Genomic DNA, 19,261 nt, shown 5'->3' with positions numbered 1-19,261 from the left:
CGTTCCCTGAACGCCGGAATCAGCCCAGCGTCGCCAGCCAGCGCAGCAAACCGCGTACGCCCCAGCCGGTGGCGCCCTTGACCAGCTCGCCGTGCACGTCGTCGGACCACGACGGGGCGGACATGTCCAGGTGCGCCCAGCGGCCCCGCAGGTCGCCGGTGAACTCGCGGAGGAAGAGCGCCGCCACCACCGAGCCGGCGCCCCGGGCCGGGGAGCTGTGCAGGTCGGCGATGTCGCTGGCGAGATATTCCAGGTAGTCGTCGGTCAGCGGCATCCGCCAGGCGCCCTCGCCGGCCGCATTGATCGCGGCCAGCAGGTCGGTGGCCAGGTCGTCGTCGTCGCTGTAGAGCGCCGCGTGCCGCTTCCCCAGGGCAACCGCGTTCGCCCCGGTCAGCGTGGCCAGGTCGACGAGCAGGTCGGGCTTGAGCTCCCGGACCGCGTACGCCAGTGCGTCGGCCAGCACCAGCCGCCCCTCGGCGTCGGAGTTGGTGCTCTCGCTCGTCAGCCCGCCGTAGTGCCGGATGACGTCGCCCGGCCGGAAGGCGGAGCCGCTGACCATGTTCTCGGCGAGCGGGGCGAGCGTGGTGACCCGTACCGGCAGGCGCAGCTCGGCCGCGCCGAGCGTCGCGGCGAGCACCGCGGCGGCGCCGGCCATGTCCTTGCGCATCAGCTTCATCGCCGGCACCGGCTTGATCGAGATCCCGCCGGTGTCGAACGTGATGCCCTTGCCCACCAGCACCACGTGGGTGCGCGCGTCGGCCGGCCGCCAGTCCAGCTCGACCAGGCGCGGGCTCCGCGCGGACCCGGCGCCGACGGCCAGGATGCCGCCGAAGCCCTCCGCCGCCAGCTCCTCCGGGCCGCGGACCCGCAGGTGCAGGTCGGGCCGCCTGGACGCGGCGGCGGCCACCTGGTCGGCCAACCACTCCGGGTGCTTCGTCGAGGACGGGGTGTTGGTGAGGTCCCGGGCCAGCCGGGTCATCTCGGCGGTGGCCCGGGCGGCGGCCAGCGTGTCGGCAAGCGCGTCCGGATCGGCCACCAGCACGTCGACCCGGGCCAGGGCGGCGGGCCGGGCGCCGGTCTCGCTGAGGCGGAAGCGGTAGGAGCCGAGCAGCAGCCCCTCGGCCAGTCCGCGCAGCGCCGCCTCGACCCGGCCGGACGGCGCCGCCTCGACCTGGCCGGACGGCGCCGCCTCGGCCCGCTCGGGCAGCGCGATGGTGATCTGCGTCTCATCCTTCGCGGCGCGGGCCAGCGCGGCCCCCGCGGACCGCCAGTCCCGCTCGTCGCCGTCGCCGACACCGAGCAGCCAGAGGCGGCTCGGGGCGCCGCCGGGACGCAGGTGCTCGCGTATCTCACCGGCGGCGCCGGTGTGGCGGGCGACCGGCAGCAGCGCGGCCACCTCGGCCCGGATGTCGTCGCCGGGCGTGGTCGCGGTCGGCACCACCTCGGGCGGGGCGTCCGGGGCACCGGGACGAACGGGCAGGACGAGGGCGTCGGGTCCCGTGGACCCGCTCACCAGACGAATGGCCAGCACGCTGGAACGTACCTCCGAAAATGCTTCAAGGCGGACAGGTTGCCACTCACCGGCCGATGAAGGCCCTGAGCCACCGGCCAAGCCGGTGGCTCAGGGTAGGACGAACCGCCCGCACGACCGGAGGTCGTGCGGATTGCTCCTCGAATCAGCCGGCGGCCGCCTTCAGCGCGTCACCCAGTGCGGTGGCCTCGTCGGGAGTCATCTCGACGACGAGCCGGCCACCACCCTCCAGCGGGACCCGCATGACGATGCCCCGGCCCTCCTTGGTGACTTCCAGCGGACCGTCGCCCGTCCGCGGCTTCATCGCCGCCATGTTGTCTCCCCTCAGACCTACACCAGGGTCGGTGGGTTGCCCCACAGCCACATTCGCCAATCGCCAGCCGCAACCGTCGCGGAGGCGTCAACAAACGATTTTCCCTGATGAACACCGCCGGACCCAAACCGAAGCAGTATTGATGTAACAGCACCTAGCTTATCTTGGATAGGCCTGTCACAATGTGCGGTCATGCAGGCACGGTCGGCACTCTTCGACCTCTACGGCGACCACCTCCGCGCCAGGGGTGGCCGCGCGCCCGTCGCTGCCCTGGTCAAGCTGCTGGCACCGCTCGGGATAGCCCCACCGGCCGTGCGCACCGCGGTCTCCCGGATGGTGCGCCAGGGCTGGCTGGAACCGCTGCGGCTCGCCTCCGGACCCGGGTATTCGATCACCCCGAAAGCGGGTCGTCGACTGGACGAGGCGGCCTCCCGGATCTACCGGACCGGCCGGCACAGTTGGGACGGACGGTTCGATCTCATCGTCCTCACGGCGCCCCCGTCGCGCCGGGACCGGCAGCGGCTCGCCGCCAACCTCAGCTTCCTCGGGTACGGCACCCTCGACGACTGCACCTGGGTGGCCACCCGTCCGGGTGAGGACGTCGACCTGCTGCTCGCCGAGGCGGGTGTGCGCTTCGAGCGGTTCACCGCCGCGCACGCCGCCGGCACCCCCGGCGCCATGGGCGTGGTCCGTCGCGCCTGGGACCTGGCCGAGATCGGCCGGGCGTACGAGCGCTTCGTCGCCGAACAGAAACCGCTGCTGCACGGCGTCACGGTACGCAGCGGCGACGAGGAGGCGTACGCGGCCCGGTTCCGACTCGTGCACGCGTGGCGTACGTTCCTGTTCCGGGACCCGCAGCTCCCACCGGCGCTGCTCCCCGAGCGCTGGCCGGGCACCAGCGCGGCCGGGTTCTTCGACCGGCACGCGGCCCGGCTCCGGCCCGCCGCCGACCGGTACGTCGAGCAGTGCCTCGACGCCGGCAACCGCCTCGCCCGACAGAAGGGTCGTTAGACACGTGACCGAGCCGCTGCTCGTCGACCGCACCGACGCCGTCGTCACCCTGACGTTGAACCGACCGACGGCGATGAACTCGCTCGACGTGGCGCTCAAGGAGGCGCTCCGGGACACCCTGGCCGAGTTGGAGACCGACCGCTCCTGCCGGGCCGTGGTGCTGGCCGGCGCGGGCGGTTCGTTCAGCGCCGGGCAGGACCTGCGGGAGCACGTGCAGACGCTGGAGTCGGCGGACACCGACCCGCTCGGCACCGTCCGGGCGCACTACAACCCGATCGCCGCCCGGCTGGCCAACCTGCCCAAGCCGGTGGTCGCGGCGGTACGCGGAATGGCCGCCGGCGCGGGCGCCTCGCTGGCGTTCCTGGCCGACTTCCGCATCGGCGGCCCGAAGACCCGGTTCCTGATGGCGTTCGCCGGCGTCGGGCTCGCCGCCGACACCGGCGCCTCCTGGACGCTGCCCCGCCTCGTCGGCCACGCCAAGGCGGTCGAGCTGCTCATGCTCGCCGAACCGGTGGGTGCCGAGGACGCCTGCCGGCTTGGCCTGCTCACCCGGCTGGTGGACGACGACGAGCAGGTGCTCCCGTCGGCGCAGGAACTGGCCACCCGGCTCGCCGCCGGCCCGACCGTCGCCTACGGGGCGATCAAGCGCCAGCTCTCCGTCGCCGACGCGGGCACCCTGGCCGACGCGCTTGCCGCCGAGGCGCAGGCGCAGGCGATCTGCGGGGCCACCGCCGACCACCGGGCCGCCACGATGGCCTTCGTCGGCAAGCGGAAGCCGGTCTTCGAGGGCCGCTAGTCGTCCTCCTCCGGGTCCTGGTTGGCCTCGGCGCCGAGCACGAACGCCTGCATGGCCAACTCGTCGCCGGCGGGCGAGACGAACGCGGGCAGCTCGCGCGGCCCCAACTCCTGCACGTACGACCAGAAGATCCGGACCGCCTCCGCCCGCGAGGCCGCCTCGATCGGCAGGTCCAGGCTGACCAGCCAGGTGCGCCGGGCCGGCGGCGGGCCGATCCGGTCGGCCAACGCCCGCCACCGCGCCGGGTCGAGCGCGGCCACCGGCCCGTCGGGGGCCGGGCCGTCGACCGCCACCGGCTCGTCGAGCGCCCGTCGGGTGTACGTCACCACGAACGCCCCGCCCGTCGCGTCGGACTGCGGGTCGTCCGGATCCTCCCGGCCCCCGGCGCCGGGCCGGGCGACCCGGCCGAGCGCCACCAGCCGCAACGGCGCCTCGATCAGCACCGCCACCCGGTCACCGGGGCGGGGCCGGCCCGCCCCCGGCAGCCCGGTCAGCTCCAGCACGTCGTGGTGCACCAGCCGCTCGGCCTGGTAGCGCTCGGCGGGCAGCAGCACCGCCCAGGCGCCCGCCGTGGGGTCACCGTCGGTCGTCCCGCTCGTCCGCGGCTCGGTGTCGGTCATGCCCCAATCCCATCACGCCGCGTCGTCACACCCCGGCCCGGTCACCGCTGGAGTGGCAGCCGGCGAGGTGGTCGTCGACCATGCCGGTGGCCTGCATCAGCGCGTACGCCGTGGTCGGGCCGACGAAGCGGAAGCCCCGCTTCTTGAGCGCCTTGGCCATCGCGGTGGACTCCGGGGTGAGCGCCGGCACCTCGGCGAAGGACCGGGGGCGCGCCGGCCGGGGCGGGGGCGCGAACGACCAGAGCAGCGCGGAGAGGCCCTCGGGCAGCTCCAGCGCGGCGCGGGCGTTGGCGATGGCCGCCTCGACCTTGGCCCGGTTGCGGACGATCCCGACGTCGGCCAGCAGCCGCGCCACCTCCGCCTCGCCGTAGTCGGCCACCTTCTCGATCCGGAACCCGTCGAACGCGAGCCGGAACGCCTGCCGCTTGCGCAGGATGGTCAGCCAGGACAGGCCGGACTGGAACGCCTCCAGCGTGAGCCGCTCGTAGAGCGCGTCGTCGCCGCGCAGCGGCCGGCCCCACTCCTCGTCGTGGTAGACGGCATAGTCGATGGTGCTCGCTCCCCAGGCGCAGCGGGGCAGGCCGTCGGCACCGGTCACCAGGTCAGTCACGCCGTACACCGTAGGTCAAGGCACCGACAGGCTGGATTGCCAGCTCAGGGCAGGCGGCCCTGCTCGACCAACCGGGCGAACCGCTTCAACGCCTGGGTCAGGCTGACCTTCGGGCCGGGCCAGAGCAGCGGCCAGGCGACCCGGCCGGCCGCACCGCCCGGCAGGTGGAACCACTCGTGCCACACCACCTGGGTTCGGCCCCGCTCCATCGGGGTGCACCGCAGCACGCCCGGCCCGCGCAGCAGCTTGCCGCAGTGGACGACGCCGACCTCGTACGGCGCGTCGACCCGGACCACACGCATCTCGTCGCGCAGCGCGGCCGGACCGAGCGCGGTGACCGCCTCGACCAGGCTCCCCTCGCCGCCGTCCCCCTCGACCACCCGGACCGTGGTGAAGGGGATCCAGTCCGACTGCCGTTCCCACGCCGTCAGGGCGGCGAAGACCCGCTCGGCCGGCGCGTCGACGATCACCGTGGCGGTGACCTCGGCGGCACCCGGCTGGGCCGCCTCGGTGAAGCCGGCGGAGCCCTCCGCGCCGGTCACGCCGACTCCGAGCGGAGCGGCGCCCCGCGTTCCCGGTCGTCGGCGTCGGTCGTGCGCACGCTCTCACCGGCCGGCGCCGGTGCGGCCCCGGTCGCGGGGGAGGTGGTGTCCTCCACCGCGGCGGCGGCCGGCGCCTCCGCCACGCCCGCCTCGGCGGTGGCCGGTGACTCGGGCGCCGACAGGTCGATGACCACCGGCCCGGTGCTCGACGGATCGGCGTCCGACGGATCGGCTTCGAGGCTCGTCGCGGCGGCCTCCTCGCGAGCCTGGCGCAGCGCGTCGGCGTCCTCGGTCCGCCCCTCCCGCAGCGCGGTGTTCTCGGCCTCCAGCACGCCGATCAGCTCGGACTTGTAGCCGATGTCGTAGGCGGCCCGCCGAAGCGCCGCGTCGACCTGGGCCATCCGGTATCCGCGCAGCGCGGTGTCGAACCGGACCCCGGTCACGTCCGACTCGCCGAGCGGGCGCGCGCCCGGCAGCGGCACCGACCGCCCGTCCGGCTCGGCCGGCACCAAGCCCGGATCCCGTCCGGAGACCAGCACCGTCACTCCGAACACCACAGCCGCGACGGTCAGCGCGACGACCAAGAGGAGCAGAACCTGACCCATGCAGAGATCGTGGCATGCGGGCCGCAATCGGGCGAGCCCTCCGGAGCCTCCGGTCCGGAACGAAGTGGCGAAAAACGCGAAGATCTTGGGACGAAAGTTCCCCCGGAGGGGCAGTTTCGTACCAAGATCTCGGAGCGTCGCCGTGTCGAGGGGCGCGTGGGTACGAGGGAGGGACGGGTATGGCGGGGAGCTTGCGGCTCGGCGGGCGGACCTTCACGCCGGGTGAGCTGGTGGTGATGGCGATCGTGAACCGTACGCCGGACTCGTTCTTCGACCGGGGCGCCACCTTCGCCCGGGACAGCGCGTTGCGGGCGGTCGAGCGGGCGGTGACCGAGGGCGCGGAGATCATCGACATCGGCGGGGTGAAGGCCGGACCGGGCGACGAGGTCGACGTGACCGAGGAGATCCGCCGGACGGTGGACACCATCGCCGCGGTCCGGTCCGCCTTTCCGGAGGTGGTCGTCTCGATCGACACCTGGCGGGCGGAGGTGGCGGTGGAGGCCGTCGCGGCCGGCGCGGACCTGCTCAACGACACCTGGTCGGGGGCGGACCCGGCGCTGGCCGAGGTCGCCGCGGCGACCGGCGCCGGGCTGGTCTGCTCGCACGCCGGCGGGCTGGCGCCGCGGACCCGGCCGCACCGGGCGGCCTTCGACGACGTGGTGGCCGACGTGGTCACCACGGTCACCGGGCTGGCGGACCGCGCGGCCGGGCTGGGGGTACGCCGGGACGGCATCCTGATCGACCCGGCGCACGACTTCGGCAAGAACACCCGGCACTCACTGGAGATCACCCGGCGGCTGGCCGAGCTGGCCGACACCGGCTGGCCGCTGCTGGTGGCGCTGTCGAACAAGGACTTCATCGGCGAGACGCTCGACCTGCCGGTGGCCGAGCGGTTGGAGGGGACGCTCGCCGCCACCGCGATCTCGGCCTGGCTCGGCGCCCGGGTGTTCCGCGCCCACCAGGTCCGCGAGACCCGGCGGGTGCTGGACATGGTGGCGTCGATCCGGGGGGACCGGCCGCCGGCGGCGACCCGTCGCGGGCTCGCCTAGGTCTCACGTCCAGCGCAGGACGCCACGCCGCCAGGCGTAGAGGATGCCGAGCGCGACGATCGCCACGAAGACGCCCATCTCCACCACCGTGGTCGCGCCGAACCCGGGGCGGTCGAAGACGAGTGCCCACGGGAACAGGAAGACCGCCTCCACCGCGAACAGGACGTAGAGGTAGGCGTAGACGTAGTAGCGGATCTGCATCTGGGCCCAGTCGCCGCCGACCGGGTCGAGCCCGCACTCGTACGGGGCCCGCTTGCCCCACGGCTCGGCCGGACGGGCCGGACGTAACACCCGGTTCGCGGAGAACGCCGTGACGAAGAAGAGCACGGCGGCGAGCAACAGCAGACCGAGCGTGGCGTACGAGCCGAGATATCCGGTCACGACCGGAGCGTACCGGTCCCGTCGAGGCGTCTCGAACACGTTACGAATTTGTTTCCTGGCGGGACTGGTGCCGGATGGCAACTGTGACCGAATAATGAGACCTCGTCACCGCCCCGGAGGTCAGATGACCCGCGCCCGCGCGCCCCGCCGTACCCTCGCGCTGTTCGCGCCCGCGCTGGTCGCCGCAGCCGCAGCGGTCGTCGCGGTGGCACCGGGATGGGCCGCGGCCACCCCCGCGCCGCCGGCCGGGGTGGTCCGGGCGGCCGGCCCGGACGTGCCCGGCGACCCGGGCGGCGATCCCGGCGGCGAGCCGACCGAGCCGACGCCCACCGAGGCGGCGACGACCACCACGGCGCCGGCGCCGCCGACCGAGGAGGCCCCGACCCCCACCACGCCCGCGGCGCCGGCCGCCACCACGGCACCGCCGACGACGACGGCACCGGCCCCGCCGACGACGACGACGCCGATCACCACCGCGCCGACCACCACCGCCCCGGCGCAACCACCGGTCGTGCCGCCCGTGCAGCCCCCGCCGCCAACCCAGCCCCAGCCGGCCGCCGGACCGCTGGGGGCGCAGGTCAGCACGGACCCCGCCCCGACCGCATCGCAGGGCATGCGCGCCGTGGCCGGGCGGTCCGGCGGACCCGGTACGCCGGCGCGCCGGATCGCGATCGTCCTGATCGTCATGTCGGGGCTGCTCGTCGTGTTCGCGCTGACACTCGCCACCCGATCGCTGCGGCGCCGCAGCGACATCACCGTGGCGGACCCCACCGCGGACCGCTGACACCCCCCTAAATCTTGGTGAGTTGGATTACGGGGTGGGGTACTAAAGCCCGCAAAGCAGGGCATACACCTGCGCAAACGAGTCCCACACGTCGGACCTCCACCAAGGCCGCCCTAACCGTCCGACGTAGGCTCTGACGTGAGAAACGGAGCGGGCCGTGCCGGTGTGGGCGACGGCGCTCAGCGAAGCGAGGTGCGTGGAGTGACCAAGCAGATCCGTCAGCTGGACCGGGTGGTCATCCGGTTCGCCGGTGACTCCGGCGACGGCATGCAGCTCACCGGCGACCGGTTCACCTCGGAGACGGCGCAGTTGGGCAACGACATCTCCACGTTGCCCAACTTCCCGGCCGAGATCCGCGCCCCCGCCGGCACGCTGCCCGGCGTGTCGAGCTTCCAGGTGCACTTCGCCGATTACGACATCCTGACCCCGGGCGACGCCCCGAACGTGCTGGTGGCGATGAACCCGGCGGCGCTCAAGGCCAACCTGGCCGACCTGCCGCGCGGGGCGGACATCATCGTCAACACCGACGAGTTCACCCGGCGCAACCTGGCCAAGGTCGGCTATGCGAGCAGCCCGCTCGACGACGACTCGCTCGACGGCTACGCGGTGCACCCGGTCGCGCTCACCTCGATGACGATCGGCGCGCTGGCCGAGCACGACGTGTCCAAGAAGGATGCCGAGCGGGCCAAGAACATGTTCGCGCTCGGGCTGCTGAGCTGGATGTACTCCCGCCCGTACGCCTCGACGCTGCGGTTCCTGGAGCGCAAGTTCGCCGCCCGGCCGGAGCTGGTGGCGGCGAACGTGGCCGCGTTCCGGGCCGGGTGGAACTTCGGCGAGACCACCGAGGACTTCTCCGTCCGGTACGAGGTCAAGCCGGCCCGGATGCTGCCCGGCACCTACCGCAACATCACCGGCAACGCGGCGCTGTCGCTGGGCCTGGTGGCCGCCGGGGTGCGCTCCGGGCTGCCGGTGTTCCTCGGCGCGTACCCGATCACGCCGGCCTCGGACATCCTGCACGAGCTGAGCAAGCACAAGAAGTTCGGCGTGGTCACCATGCAGGCCGAGGACGAGATCGCGGCGGTAGGCGCGGCCCTCGGCGCCTCGTACGGCGGCTCGCTCGGCGTCACCACCACGAGCGGCCCGGGCGTGGCCCTGAAGAGCGAGACGATCTCCCTGGCGGTGGCGCTGGAGCTGCCGCTGGTCATCGTCGACGTGCAGCGCGCCGGGCCGTCCACCGGCATGCCCACGAAGACCGAGCAGGCCGACCTGAACATGGCCCTGTACGGGCGGCACGGCGAGGCGCCGGTCGCGGTGATCGCGCCGAAGTCCCCGTCGGACTGCTTCCACGCGGCGCTGGAGGCGGCCCGGATCGCGCTCACCTACCGCACCCCGGTCATCCTGCTGTCGGACAACTACGTGGCGAACGGCTCCGAGCCGTGGCTGCTGCCGGACGTGGAGTCGCTGCCCGACCTGCGGGTCGAGTTCGCCACCCGCCCCAACGGCGAGGACGGCACCACGTTCCTGCCCTACCTGCGCGACCCGCAGACCCTGGCCCGTCCGTGGGCGGTGCCCGGCACCCCCGGGCTGGAGCACCGGATCGGCGGCCTGGAGAAGGCCGACAAGACCGGCGACATCTCGTACGACCCGACGAACCACGACTTCATGGTGCGGACCCGGGCGGCCCGGATCGAGACCATTCCGGTGCCGGACGTCGAGGTGGAGGATCCGGACGGCGACGCCCGGGTGCTGGTGCTCGGTTGGGGCTCGACGTACGGCCCGATCGGCGCCGCCTGCCGGGGCCTGCGCCAGCGCGGGTTCCCGGTGGCCCAGGCGCACCTGCGGCACCTGGCCCCGATGCCGGCCAACCTCGGCGAGGTGCTGCGCGCCTACGACAAGGTGGTCATTCCCGAGATGAACCTCGGCCAGCTCGCCCACGTGATCCGGGCCCGATACCTGGTCGACGCGATCGGCTACAACCAGGTCCGCGGCCTGCCGTTCACCGCCGCCGAGCTGGAGACGATGCTGGAAGAGGTCCTGAAGAATGTCTGAGCCCGTCGCCCTGAAGCTCACCGCGAAGGACTTCAAGTCCGACCAGGAGGTGCGCTGGTGCCCCGGCTGCGGTGACTACGCCATCCTGGCCGCCGTGCAGGGCTTCATGCCGGAGCTGAACATCCCCCGGGAGAACACCGTCTTCATCTCGGGCATCGGCTGCTCGTCCCGCTTCCCGTACTACATGAACACGTACGGCATGCACTCGATCCACGGCCGGGCCCCCGCGATCGCGACCGGCCTGTCGGTGTCCCGGCCGGACCTGTCGGTGTGGGTGGTCACCGGTGACGGCGACGCGCTCTCGATCGGCGGCAACCACCTGATCCACGCGCTGCGCCGCAACGTCAACCTGAAGATCCTGCTGTTCAACAACCGGATCTACGGGCTGACCAAGGGACAATACTCACCGACCTCGGAGGTCGGGAAGATCACCAAGTCGACGCCGCTCGGCTCGGCGGACGCGCCGTTCAACCCGCTGTCGCTGGCGCTCGGCGCCGAGGCCACGTTCGTGGCCCGGACCCTCGACTCGGACCGCAAGCACCTCCAGTCGGTGCTGCGGGCCGCCGCCGAGCACCAGGGCTCCGCGTTCGTGGAGATCTACCAGAACTGCAACATCTTCAACGACGGCGCGTTCGAGCCGCTGAAGGAGCCGGCCACCCGGGACGACTTCCTGATCCGGTTGGAGCACGGGCAGCCGATCACGTTCGGCGCAGGCGGGCAGTTCTGCGTCGTCCACCCGCCGGGCGGCTTCGGGCTTGAGGTCCGGGAAACCGCGGTCACCCCGGCGGAGGAGATCGTCGTGCACGACGCCACGGTCGCCGACCCGGCGTACGCCTTCGCGCTGTCCCGGCTGCCCGGGCTCGACCTGCGTAACACGCCGATGGGGGTGTTCCGGTCGGTGCGCCGCCCCTCCTACGACAGCGTGGTGCAGGAGCAGGTCGCGTCGGCCCGGGCCGGCGTCGACCAGGCCCCGGAGGAGCAACTCTCGGCGTTGCTCGCCGGCGGCGACACCTGGACGATCCTCTGAGTCACCGCTGATCCGCACGGAAGGGCGGGCCGTTCCCCTCGGAACGGCCCGCCCTTCTCGGCGTCAACGCGGCTCAGGCGACCGCCGCGGCCGGCACCCACAGCTCGTCGATGGCCCGCTCGGCGGCGGCGAGGCTCGCCTCGTACAGCGGGATCAGCTCGGCCATCGCCGGGTTGACCGGGGCGAGAGTCAGCTCGGCCGAGATGAAGCGCGGTTCGAGGCCGGTACGCGACAGTCCGTGCGGGAGCCAGGGCTCGGCGTGGTCCCAGCCCGCCCGCGGGGTGCCCGCGCCGTAACCGCCGCCCCGGGTGCCGAACACGATGAACTGGCGACCGCCGAGCAGCCCGGCCCCGGTGTCCGGGTCGAGCGCGATGCCGGGCGCGATCAGGTGGTCGACCCACGCCTTCACGCTGCTCGGCGGACCGAAGTTGTAGAGCGGCAGGCCGAGCAGGACGGTGTCGGCCGCCTTCACCTCGGCCACCAGCTCCTCGCTGAGCCGCCACGACTCGCGCTGCGCCGGAGTGTGCTGGTCGGGCGGCACCGCCCGGGCGAGGCCGCCGGCGGCGTCGAGGTGCGGCAGCGGGTCCCGGCCGAGGTCCCGGTAGGTGACCGTGCCGTCCGGGTGGGCGGCGTGCCAGGCGTCCGCCGCGCGGGCGGTGAGACGGCGGCTGACCGACCGCTCCCCGGTGATGCTCGAGTCGATGTGCAACAGGTGTGCCATTGCTGCTCCTCCGCAGATCGTTTGTGTAGCGCCAACTATTTATAGCAGATGGATGTTCCCTGCTCCGCGTAGACTGGGTCACATGTCAGCCGGGCCCACCCACGAGTCGGAGCGCCGCTCCGGGCCGCTGCTCCAGCACCTGGCCCGGCGAATGCAGCTGCGCTCGGAGTCGGCGCTGACGCCGCTCGGCCTGCGCCCCCGGCACCTGGTCGCACTCACCGTGCTGCGCGACTCCGGCGGCATCAGCCAACAGGGGCTCGCCGCGACGTTGCAGCTCGACGGCACGAACGTGGTCGGGCTGCTCAACGAGCTGGAGGCCGCCGGCCTGGTCGAGCGACGCCGCTCGCCGGAAGACCGCCGCCGGCACGTCGTGAGCCTCACCGGCACCGGCACGACGCGGCTCCGCGAGGCCGAGTGCGGGCTCGCCGGCGCGGAGGACGACGTGCTCAGCGCGCTGACCCCCGACGAGCGGAACCTGCTCTACGACCTGCTGAGGCGGGCCAGCCAGGGCTGCGCCCCACCCCCCTGCGCCGAAACCTGCTGACGGTGTAAGGAGGGGCCCCCGCTTAACGCCTGCGGTAGAGCAGGGGGCCCCGCTTAACAGCTCATCGCCGGCCCGGTCAGGCCGTGGTGGTCGCCTGGGGGCGGTCGTCGCGGACGTGGACCAGCATGTCCCCGGTCTCGATCAGCGCGCCGGCGCGGTCACTCAACGTGATCACCTTGCCCCGGCGAACCAGCGCGATCACCAGCGACTCCAACTCACGTGGCGAGCGGCCCACCTCGCTCCGCTCGGCCGAACGCATCGCCAGCGCCATCCCCTGCCCCGGAGTGAGCAGATCCTCCACCACGTCGATGAGCGGCGGAGCCGAGGTGGAGAGGCCGAGCAGCCGGCCCGCGGTCGCGGACGAGACGATCACGTGGTGCGCACCGCTCTGCTTGAGCAGCGGCGCGTTCTCCGCCTCCCGGACCGCCGCGATGATCCGGACCTGACCGGCGGTGAGCTGCCGGACGGTCAACGCCACGAGCACCGACGCGTCGTCGCTGTCGGTCGCGATGATGACCGCCTTGGCGGTGCGGACGTGCGCCTCCTCCAGCACCGAGGAGCGGGTCGCCGAGCCCTCGATCGTCACCAGCCCGTTCGAGGTGGCCTGCCGCAACGCCGCCGCGCTCCGCTCGACCACCACGATCCTGGCCTTGTCCGCCCCGTTCTCCAGCAGCGCGGAGACCGCGCTCCGCCCCTTGGTGCCGTAGCCGCAGATGATGACGTGGTCCTTCACGGTTCTCCTCCACCGCGACAGGCGACGGCCGGTCCGGTACTGCTCGGTCAGGACTTCCAGGGTGGTGCCGACCAGGATGATCAGGAAGAGCACCCGGGCGGGGGTGACGAACAGGACGTTCACCAGGCGCGCCGAGGGGCTGGCCGGGGCGATGTCGCCGTACCCGGTGGTGGAGAGCGAGACCACCACGTAGTAGAAGCAGTCGAGCAGGGTGAGCCCGTCGCCGTTGGTGTCGCGGTAGCCGTCGCGGTCGAGCCAGACCACGAAGACCGTGGCGAGGACCAACCCGAGCGCGGCGAGCAGGCGCAGGCTCAGCGCGCTCAGCGGCCCCCGCCGTTGCGCGGGAAAATGGATCACCGTCGGTCCCGCTCCGCCACCGTCGCCTGCACGCCCTCAAGATAGCGGGTACGCCCCGAGCCGGCCCGGCGGGCGGGGAACCGGTCCCGCTGCACGAGCGGCGCGGGACCTCGACACCCTGCCGGGAGAATCCCGACTGTCGCCGATCCGCGACCGGCCGTTCGGTGCCAGGGGCGCCGACCGGGCCGGTCCGTGTCGCCGGGACGGGGCATGATGGTGGCGTCGGCGAACGGCGACCGCGAGGAGGCCGGCATGTCGTTGCTGCGACGGGTGATCGGTGGGGTGCTGCGGCGGATCCGCCTGCGTCAGGGCCGCACGCTGCGCGAGGTGGCGCAGGCGGCAGGAGTCTCCCTGCCCTATCTCTCCGAGGTCGAACGTGGCCGCAAGGAAGCCTCCTCCGAGGTGCTGGCCGCGATCTGCCGGGCGCTCGGCATCCACCTCGCGGACCTGCTGGAGGAGGCGCGGGACGAGCTGCGCCGGGAGCGGCCCACGCCGGTCGGCTCCGGCGTCCCGCCGGCCCGGCTCGACCGGGTGCCCGCCGCCCGCGGCGGCCCGCACCTCCGGGTCGGCCCGCCCCGACTGCACGTCACCCGCCGCCCGGCCGGCCCGCACCCGGCCCGCCCGCACATTCCGGTGCCGGCGTACGCCGCCCGCCCGGTCCACCCAACCCCGCTACTCGGCGGCGCGCTGCGCCAGGTGGGTCCGCCCCCCATGCCGCTCGGCCACGGCACGCCGGAGCTGCTCGGCACCGGCACCCGGATCTGGCTGATCCCGACGCCGGCCGCCCGCCCGCGCCCGCGTACCTCACCGGCACTCGCCCGGCGACGCGTCTGGGCGGCCCGACGACGCCCGGTCACGGCGTAGCCACCGGCTCATGGCCCCGGCGCTCGCGGCCCGGGCTGCCCGACGACGGCCGGTCACGACGTAACGCCGGGTCACGGCCCGGACGGCCCGACGACGGCCGGTCACGAGATAAGCGCCGCCTCGCGGCCCGGGCGGCCCGACGGCGGCCGGTCACGACACAAGCGCCGCGTCACGGCCCGGGCGGCCCGACGGCGGCCCCGGCACGACGTGGCACCGGGTCGTGGTCCTGGCGCTCGCGGTTCGGGCGGGCGAAGGCCGGTCCGGGCGCGGCGTCGACGCGGGCCCGGCTTCTGCCGAGGGCGGATCTGCCCCGGGCAGAAAGCCTGGGCCGCGCGGGGGTGGCCGGCGGACGCTGGAAACCGCCGGATCGCCGGGCGGTCCCCCGCCCGCCGGCGCTACGGAGGTGGGCGGTCATGGGTGGCATCTGGATGCGGGACGACGGGCAGCCGGCCTTCGGCGACCGGGTCTTCGAACGGCTGCTGAAGGAACGGATCATCTTCCTCGGCACCGAGGTCACCGATGACTCGGCCAACCAGATCTGCGCGCAGATCCTGCTGCTCGCGGCGGAGGACGCGGAGCGGGACATCTTCCTCTACATCAACTCGCCGGGCGGCTCGGTGAGCGCCGGCATGGCCGTCTACGACACGATGCGGTACGTGAAGAACGACGTGGCGACGCTGGCGCTCGGGATGGCCGGCTCGATGGGGCAGTTCCTGCTCTGCGCCGGGGCGGCGGGCAAACGGTTCGCGCTGCCGCACTCGCGGATCATGATGCACCAGCCGTCCGGCGGGATGGGCGGCACGGCCGCCGACATCACCATCCAGGCCGAGAACATGCTGCACGTGAAGCGCACCATGCAGGAGCTGATCGCCGAGCACAGCGGGCGCACGCTGGAGGAGATCCAGCGCGACTGGGACCGGGACCGCTGGTTCACCGCCGAGGAAGCCCGCGAGTACGGCCTCGTCGACCAGGTGCTCTCCCGCGTGGACCAGCTGGCGGCCTGAGCGGGCACGGCCCGGCCGGCGTGCCGCCGGCCGGGCCGCCCGTCTCGGTCAGGGGTAGCTGATCACCGGGCTGGTGCCGTACGAGCCGACGACCGGGGTGCCGACGTCGTTGATGGTGCGCTCGATCCCGCCGCTGCCGTCCAGGAACACCGTGATCGCGTCGTGGAACCGCACCCCGGCCCGGCGCGGCGCCTCGATCGCCCGGTCGCAGCGGATGTCCTCCCCCTGGTTGAAGTAGGCGTAGACGCCCAGACCCCACGCCTCGTGCGTGCGGACGTGGTTGGCCACCTTGTACGACGCCCAGCCGTTGCCGGTCGGGCTGCGCCATGCCGCCTGGCTCGGCGGGTCGTAGGGCAGCTCGCTCTGGTAGAAGACGGTCCGGCCGCGCTCGCCGTTCCAGATGGTCTGCCAACGCTGGTAGTGCTCGACGAAGAGCCCGTACGCGGTCACGTCGTCACCGTTGACCACCACGCCGGTGCCGGCGGTGTTGACGGTCCAGCCGATGGTGCCCGGGTTGCCGTGGTCGCCGCGCCACGCCCAGATGTTGTCGATGAGCGTGTGCCGGCTGTTGATCACCAGGCTGGTCACCGCGCGCCCGGCGTAGGGGCCGCCGATGCGGAAGAAGACGTCCTGCAACGAGATCGGGTTGCCGGCGTGCGACCGGTGGCAGTGCCGCCCGCCGACCTCGACCAGCACGTCGGACTCGACCGGCCCGGCGTCGACGAGCACGCCGGCGATCCGTACCCCGTCCACGTCCTCGATCCGCAGGGCCGCGTCGCCAGTGGTCGGCGCGAGGCTGGGCATGCCGAGGCCGAGCACGACGGTGTTCGGGCGGCGGACCCGCAGCGCCCGGTCCAACCGGTAGACGCCGGGGGTGAGCAGCAGGTGCCGGCCCCGGGCCAGCTCGGCGTTGATCCGCTTCGCCGAGTCGGTGGGCCGGGCGATGAAGAAGTCGGTGAGCGGCAGCGAGGGCGTCGGCGCGCCGCCGGCGGCCCAGGTGGTGCCCGCGGTGTCGCGGCGCAGGCGGGGCACCGCCACCCGCCAGCGGCCCGCGCCGTCGACGAAGAGGTACGGCTTCTCCCGGGTCACCGGGCTGGTCGGCAGCGTCGTGTACGGCGGGTCGGGGAAACCCTGGGCGGGCGCGCCGACCACCCCGGAGAAGACCTGGTTCCACACGCCGTTGGTCCACTCGCCACCGAGTTCGCTGTCCCGGGTGAGCCACTGCTGCTGGGACCCGTTGATGGTGACGTCGTCCACCTTGGAGTCGGCGATGTAGCCGCCGCTGGAGTAGCCGCCGTTGCCGGGTTCCAGCCAGAGGACGCCCTTGATGTGGACCCGGCGCATCGGCGACGCCTGGGAGACGGCCCACTGGTTCGACCAGTCGGTCGGGGTGACGGCGAGGTTCTCCGCCGAGCGCCAGAAGTTGGTGAGTGCGGAGATCCCGGCCGGGGAGTTCGGGTCGGGTTGGCCGATCACCCGGACCGCGCCGTGGATCTCCACGTCGTCCGGGTGGGCGCCGAGACCGGCCACCGTCGTGTAGTAGCCGAGCCGGGCGTCCACCTCGTAGCGGCCGGGCTTGAACAGCACGGCGTACCGGTCGAGGCCCATCTCGTTGCGTTCCTGAGCGGCGAAGATCCGGTCCAGCGTGGACTGGATCTCCGCGACCGGCGTGCTCTCGTCGTAGACGAAGACGTTCGGGCCGAAGTCGGGCTCGTGGGCCGGTCGGGCGGGGCGCGCGGCCGGGGACGCGACGGCGGCGCCGGCCGGGAGGCCGAGTGCGGTGAGCGAGGTGAGGGAGGCCGCGGAGGCGGTGAGCGTGAGAAAGCGGCGGCGGGAGGGGTCGGGTGATCGCATCTGCCTGCCTGTTCGGTGATGGGACGGAGAGCGCTCTCTCGCCGTTCCTACCTCATCCCCGTCGATCTCGCCAGCCTTCCGGGTTCCGGAACCGGGACGCCGCGCACCGCGACCGGGCCGCGCCTGCCCGCCGCAACCGGCGGTCAGGCGCGCCAGTCGGTCAGGCGCGCTCGGCGCGCCGCTTCACCAGGTCGTCGACCAGGGTCTCGACGTAGTCGGCGGTCTCCTCCCAGCGGGTGACCGCCACGCTGCGGATGCCCATCGCCTTGACCGGGTAGTCGTTGCCACCCACGTCGAGCCGGTCCCCCACGAAGAGCACGTTGTCGATCTTCAGGTCGAGGTGTTCCAGCAGCTTCCGCATGCCGTACGCCTTGTCCACGCCCTTACGGGTGACGTCGATCGAGGTCGAGCCGCCGCCACGGACCTCCAGTTCGGGCAGCTTCGCGGCGACCGCGTCGCGTAGCCGCTGCTTCTTGCTGCCGTCCGGGTCCCAGCCGTACTTCTCGGCCGGCGGCGCGGACTGGCCCAGCGCGGAGAACGTGATCTGGCTGCCCCGGTCCTCGACGATGTCGCCCCAGGTCTTCGACTCCCACAGGCCGAGCGCCCGCGCCGACTCGGTGAGCGCGGCGATCACGCGCGCCTTGTCGGCCTCGCTCAGGTCCTCGGCGTAGACCAGCCGCCAGTCGTCGTCGGACCAGCGGTAGTAGCGGGTGCCGCAGGTCGGCATCAGATGCAGCCGGTCACGCTGCTCCCCGGTCAGGTCGAGGTGGGCCAGCACCTGCGACTGGAACTGCTCGAACCGGCCGCCGGAGATGATCAGAACGTCCACTTCGGTGAGCAGGTGGCCGAGCAGGTCCGCCATCCGACGATCGATCTGGGACTTGGAGATCGCCAGCGTGTCGTCGAGGTCGAATGCCACCACTCGAAGATCGTTCACGAATACCTCATGTGTCGTCGCGACGGGTCGGCTTAGCAGGGTACCGACATGACCTGACGCCGTCCTGAGCGCCCTCGTTGACGGAGGGTAACAATTTCGGCATGCCGGGTTGTGGAAAAGCGTTCGACAGCATCCGCGTCGACGGCCACGGTGAGGCGCATGCGCAAGGAGGAGATCTGGGACGACGAAGCCGCCCGGGACTACGACACGCCGGGCAGCGGGATGTTCGCGCCGGAGGTGCTCGGGCCGACCGTCGACCGGCTCGCCGCGCTCGCCGACGGCGGCCCGGCCCTGGAGTTCGCCATCGGCACCGGCCGGATCGCCGTACCCCTCGCCGAACGCGGCGTGCGGGTCAGCGGGATCGAACTCTCCGTACCGATGGTGGAGCGGCTGCGGACGAAGGTCGACGCGGCGACGATCCCGGTGGAGGTCGGCGACATGGCCGGCACTACCGTGCCGGGCGAATTCAGCCTGGTCTACCTGATCTACAACACCATCGCCAACCTGCTCACCCAGGCCGAGCAGGTGGCCTGCTTCCGCAACGCGGCCCGCCACCTCCGGCCGGGCGGACGGTTCGTGATCGAGCTGTGGGTACCGGAGCTGCGCAAACTCCCCCCGGGCCAGCAGGCGACCGTGTGGCACACCGAGGCCGGCTACATCGGCCTGGACACCTACGACGTGCTGCGGCAGCAGGTCGTGTCGCACCACTTCCGCTTCGGCGCCGGCCGGGAGGCGCGTGTCTTCCGCACCCCACACCGCTACATCTGGCCCTCCGAGCTGGACCTGATGGGCGAGCTGGCCGGCTTCACCCTGGAGAGCCGGCACGCCGACTGGACCGGCGCCGAGTTCACCGCCGAGTCCCGCAACCACGTGTCGGTCTACCGGCTTCCCCCGCTGCCCTGACCTGCCCGGACGCCTCGCGGGTGCCA

21 protein-coding genes are annotated in these 19,261 nt (G+C 73.0%); 10 read left to right on the top strand and 11 right to left on the bottom strand.

All coding sequences use genetic code 11. The features are described from left to right. Positions 1 to 19 precede the first annotated feature (19 nt). Positions 20 to 1,531, bottom strand: coding sequence for a leucyl aminopeptidase family protein (locus O7613_RS29295; protein ID WP_282291105.1), 1,512 nt, complete (start codon positions 1,529 to 1,531; stop codon positions 20 to 22). Between the two features lie 145 nt (positions 1,532 to 1,676). Beyond that, positions 1,677 to 1,844 (bottom strand): DUF3117 domain-containing protein, encoded by a 168-nt coding sequence (locus tag O7613_RS29290; RefSeq protein WP_013283866.1) that lies wholly within the window; start codon positions 1,842 to 1,844, stop codon positions 1,677 to 1,679. A 192-nt stretch (positions 1,845 to 2,036) separates the two neighbouring features. Between O7613_RS29290 and O7613_RS29285 the strand changes: the two genes are divergently transcribed. Next, positions 2,037 to 2,855 carry a PaaX family transcriptional regulator C-terminal domain-containing protein gene (locus O7613_RS29285; protein WP_281585118.1) on the top strand — a complete coding sequence of 273 codons (819 nt, stop codon included), beginning with the start codon at positions 2,037 to 2,039 and terminating at the stop codon, positions 2,853 to 2,855. Between the two features lie 4 nt (positions 2,856 to 2,859). After that, positions 2,860 to 3,651: an enoyl-CoA hydratase-related protein gene (locus tag O7613_RS29280; RefSeq protein ID WP_281585119.1), complete on the top strand. Its 792-nt coding sequence runs from the start codon at positions 2,860 to 2,862 to the stop codon at positions 3,649 to 3,651. On the opposite strand, the gene O7613_RS29275 is transcribed toward O7613_RS29280, so the two are convergent. The 4 genes from O7613_RS29275 to O7613_RS29260 are packed head-to-tail and all read right to left on the bottom strand — an operon-like array spanning position 3,648 to position 6,028. Next, the gene (locus O7613_RS29275) at positions 3,648 to 4,271 is read right to left on the bottom strand and encodes a hypothetical protein (RefSeq protein WP_282291103.1); all 624 of its coding nucleotides are present in this window, start codon (positions 4,269 to 4,271) and stop codon (positions 3,648 to 3,650) included. The genes O7613_RS29280 and O7613_RS29275 overlap by 4 nt on opposite strands. 25 nt (positions 4,272 to 4,296) lie before the next feature. Continuing rightward, a complete protein-coding gene (locus O7613_RS29270) occupies positions 4,297 to 4,881 on the bottom strand; it encodes a DNA-3-methyladenine glycosylase I (protein ID WP_282291102.1) in 585 nt (194 codons plus the stop codon). 44 nt (positions 4,882 to 4,925) lie between these two features. Then, positions 4,926 to 5,423 carry an SRPBCC family protein gene (locus tag O7613_RS29265; protein ID WP_281585122.1) on the bottom strand — a complete coding sequence of 166 codons (498 nt, stop codon included), beginning with the start codon at positions 5,421 to 5,423 and terminating at the stop codon, positions 4,926 to 4,928. Then, positions 5,420 to 6,028, bottom strand: coding sequence for a DivIVA domain-containing protein (locus tag O7613_RS29260; protein WP_281585123.1), 609 nt, complete (start codon positions 6,026 to 6,028; stop codon positions 5,420 to 5,422). Before O7613_RS29260 ends, O7613_RS29265 begins: the two co-directional genes overlap by 4 nt. 179 nt (positions 6,029 to 6,207) lie before the next feature. On the opposite strand from O7613_RS29260, the gene folP reads away from it, so the two are divergent. Beyond that, on the top strand, positions 6,208 to 7,077 hold the full coding sequence (folP, locus tag O7613_RS29255; RefSeq protein WP_281585124.1) for a dihydropteroate synthase: 870 nt from the start codon (positions 6,208 to 6,210) through the stop codon (positions 7,075 to 7,077). A gap of 3 nt (positions 7,078 to 7,080) precedes the next feature. On the opposite strand, the gene O7613_RS29250 is transcribed toward folP, so the two are convergent. Further along, positions 7,081 to 7,458 carry an NADH-quinone oxidoreductase subunit A gene (locus O7613_RS29250; protein ID WP_281585125.1) on the bottom strand — a complete coding sequence of 126 codons (378 nt, stop codon included), beginning with the start codon at positions 7,456 to 7,458 and terminating at the stop codon, positions 7,081 to 7,083. A gap of 124 nt (positions 7,459 to 7,582) precedes the next feature. Here O7613_RS29250 and O7613_RS29245 point away from each other — a divergent pair, with 124 nt between their 5' ends. The 3 genes from O7613_RS29245 to O7613_RS29235 all read left to right on the top strand — a co-directional run bounded on the left by O7613_RS29245 (position 7,583) and on the right by O7613_RS29235 (position 11,318). Continuing rightward, on the top strand, positions 7,583 to 8,242 hold the full coding sequence (locus tag O7613_RS29245; protein ID WP_282291099.1) for a hypothetical protein: 660 nt from the start codon (positions 7,583 to 7,585) through the stop codon (positions 8,240 to 8,242). A 201-nt stretch (positions 8,243 to 8,443) separates the two neighbouring features. Beyond that, positions 8,444 to 10,291 (top strand): 2-oxoacid:acceptor oxidoreductase subunit alpha, encoded by a 1,848-nt coding sequence (locus O7613_RS29240; protein ID WP_282291097.1) that lies wholly within the window; start codon positions 8,444 to 8,446, stop codon positions 10,289 to 10,291. Continuing rightward, a complete protein-coding gene (locus tag O7613_RS29235) occupies positions 10,284 to 11,318 on the top strand; it encodes a 2-oxoacid:ferredoxin oxidoreductase subunit beta (protein ID WP_281585128.1) in 1,035 nt (344 codons plus the stop codon). The genes O7613_RS29240 and O7613_RS29235 overlap by 8 nt, the downstream gene beginning before the upstream one ends. 73 nt (positions 11,319 to 11,391) lie before the next feature. Here the strand turns inward: O7613_RS29235 and O7613_RS29230 are convergent, their stop codons facing one another. Continuing rightward, positions 11,392 to 12,039: an NAD(P)H-dependent oxidoreductase gene (locus O7613_RS29230; protein WP_282291095.1), complete on the bottom strand. Its 648-nt coding sequence runs from the start codon at positions 12,037 to 12,039 to the stop codon at positions 11,392 to 11,394. An 82-nt stretch (positions 12,040 to 12,121) separates the two neighbouring features. On the opposite strand from O7613_RS29230, the gene O7613_RS29225 reads away from it, so the two are divergent. Further along, positions 12,122 to 12,583 (top strand): MarR family winged helix-turn-helix transcriptional regulator, encoded by a 462-nt coding sequence (locus O7613_RS29225; protein ID WP_281585130.1) that lies wholly within the window; start codon positions 12,122 to 12,124, stop codon positions 12,581 to 12,583. 76 nt (positions 12,584 to 12,659) lie between these two features. On the opposite strand, the gene O7613_RS29220 is transcribed toward O7613_RS29225, so the two are convergent. Further along, positions 12,660 to 13,673 (bottom strand): potassium channel family protein, encoded by a 1,014-nt coding sequence (locus tag O7613_RS29220; RefSeq protein ID WP_282291093.1) that lies wholly within the window; start codon positions 13,671 to 13,673, stop codon positions 12,660 to 12,662. Between the two features lie 252 nt (positions 13,674 to 13,925). Between O7613_RS29220 and O7613_RS29215 the strand changes: the two genes are divergently transcribed. Then, complete coding sequence (locus tag O7613_RS29215; protein WP_282291091.1) at positions 13,926 to 14,537, top strand: helix-turn-helix transcriptional regulator; 612 nt, start codon at positions 13,926 to 13,928, stop codon at positions 14,535 to 14,537. Positions 14,538 to 14,950: 413 nt separating this feature from the next. Then, positions 14,951 to 15,541 carry an ATP-dependent Clp protease proteolytic subunit gene (locus O7613_RS29210; protein WP_281585132.1) on the top strand — a complete coding sequence of 197 codons (591 nt, stop codon included), beginning with the start codon at positions 14,951 to 14,953 and terminating at the stop codon, positions 15,539 to 15,541. 48 nt (positions 15,542 to 15,589) lie between these two features. Here O7613_RS29210 and O7613_RS29205 read toward each other — a convergent pair whose 3' ends face one another. Both O7613_RS29205 and O7613_RS29200 read right to left on the bottom strand, forming a co-directional pair. Next, positions 15,590 to 17,395 carry an adenylyl cyclase gene (locus tag O7613_RS29205; RefSeq protein WP_282291089.1) on the bottom strand — a complete coding sequence of 602 codons (1,806 nt, stop codon included), beginning with the start codon at positions 17,393 to 17,395 and terminating at the stop codon, positions 15,590 to 15,592. 160 nt (positions 17,396 to 17,555) lie between these two features. Continuing rightward, a complete protein-coding gene (locus O7613_RS29200) occupies positions 17,556 to 18,332 on the bottom strand; it encodes an HAD-IIB family hydrolase (protein WP_281585134.1) in 777 nt (258 codons plus the stop codon). A gap of 159 nt (positions 18,333 to 18,491) precedes the next feature. Here O7613_RS29200 and O7613_RS29195 point away from each other — a divergent pair, with 159 nt between their 5' ends. Next, positions 18,492 to 19,235, top strand: a complete 744-nt coding sequence (locus O7613_RS29195) for a class I SAM-dependent methyltransferase (RefSeq protein ID WP_282291088.1) — start codon at positions 18,492 to 18,494, stop codon at positions 19,233 to 19,235. Positions 19,236 to 19,261: the final 26 nt, after the last annotated feature.

This window comes from Micromonospora sp. WMMD975 (assembly GCF_029581215.1).
Lineage (GTDB): Bacteria > Actinomycetota > Actinomycetes > Mycobacteriales > Micromonosporaceae > Micromonospora.
The sequence above is the reverse complement of the archived record's forward strand: the minus strand, read 5'-3'. Positions and strand labels throughout refer to the sequence as shown.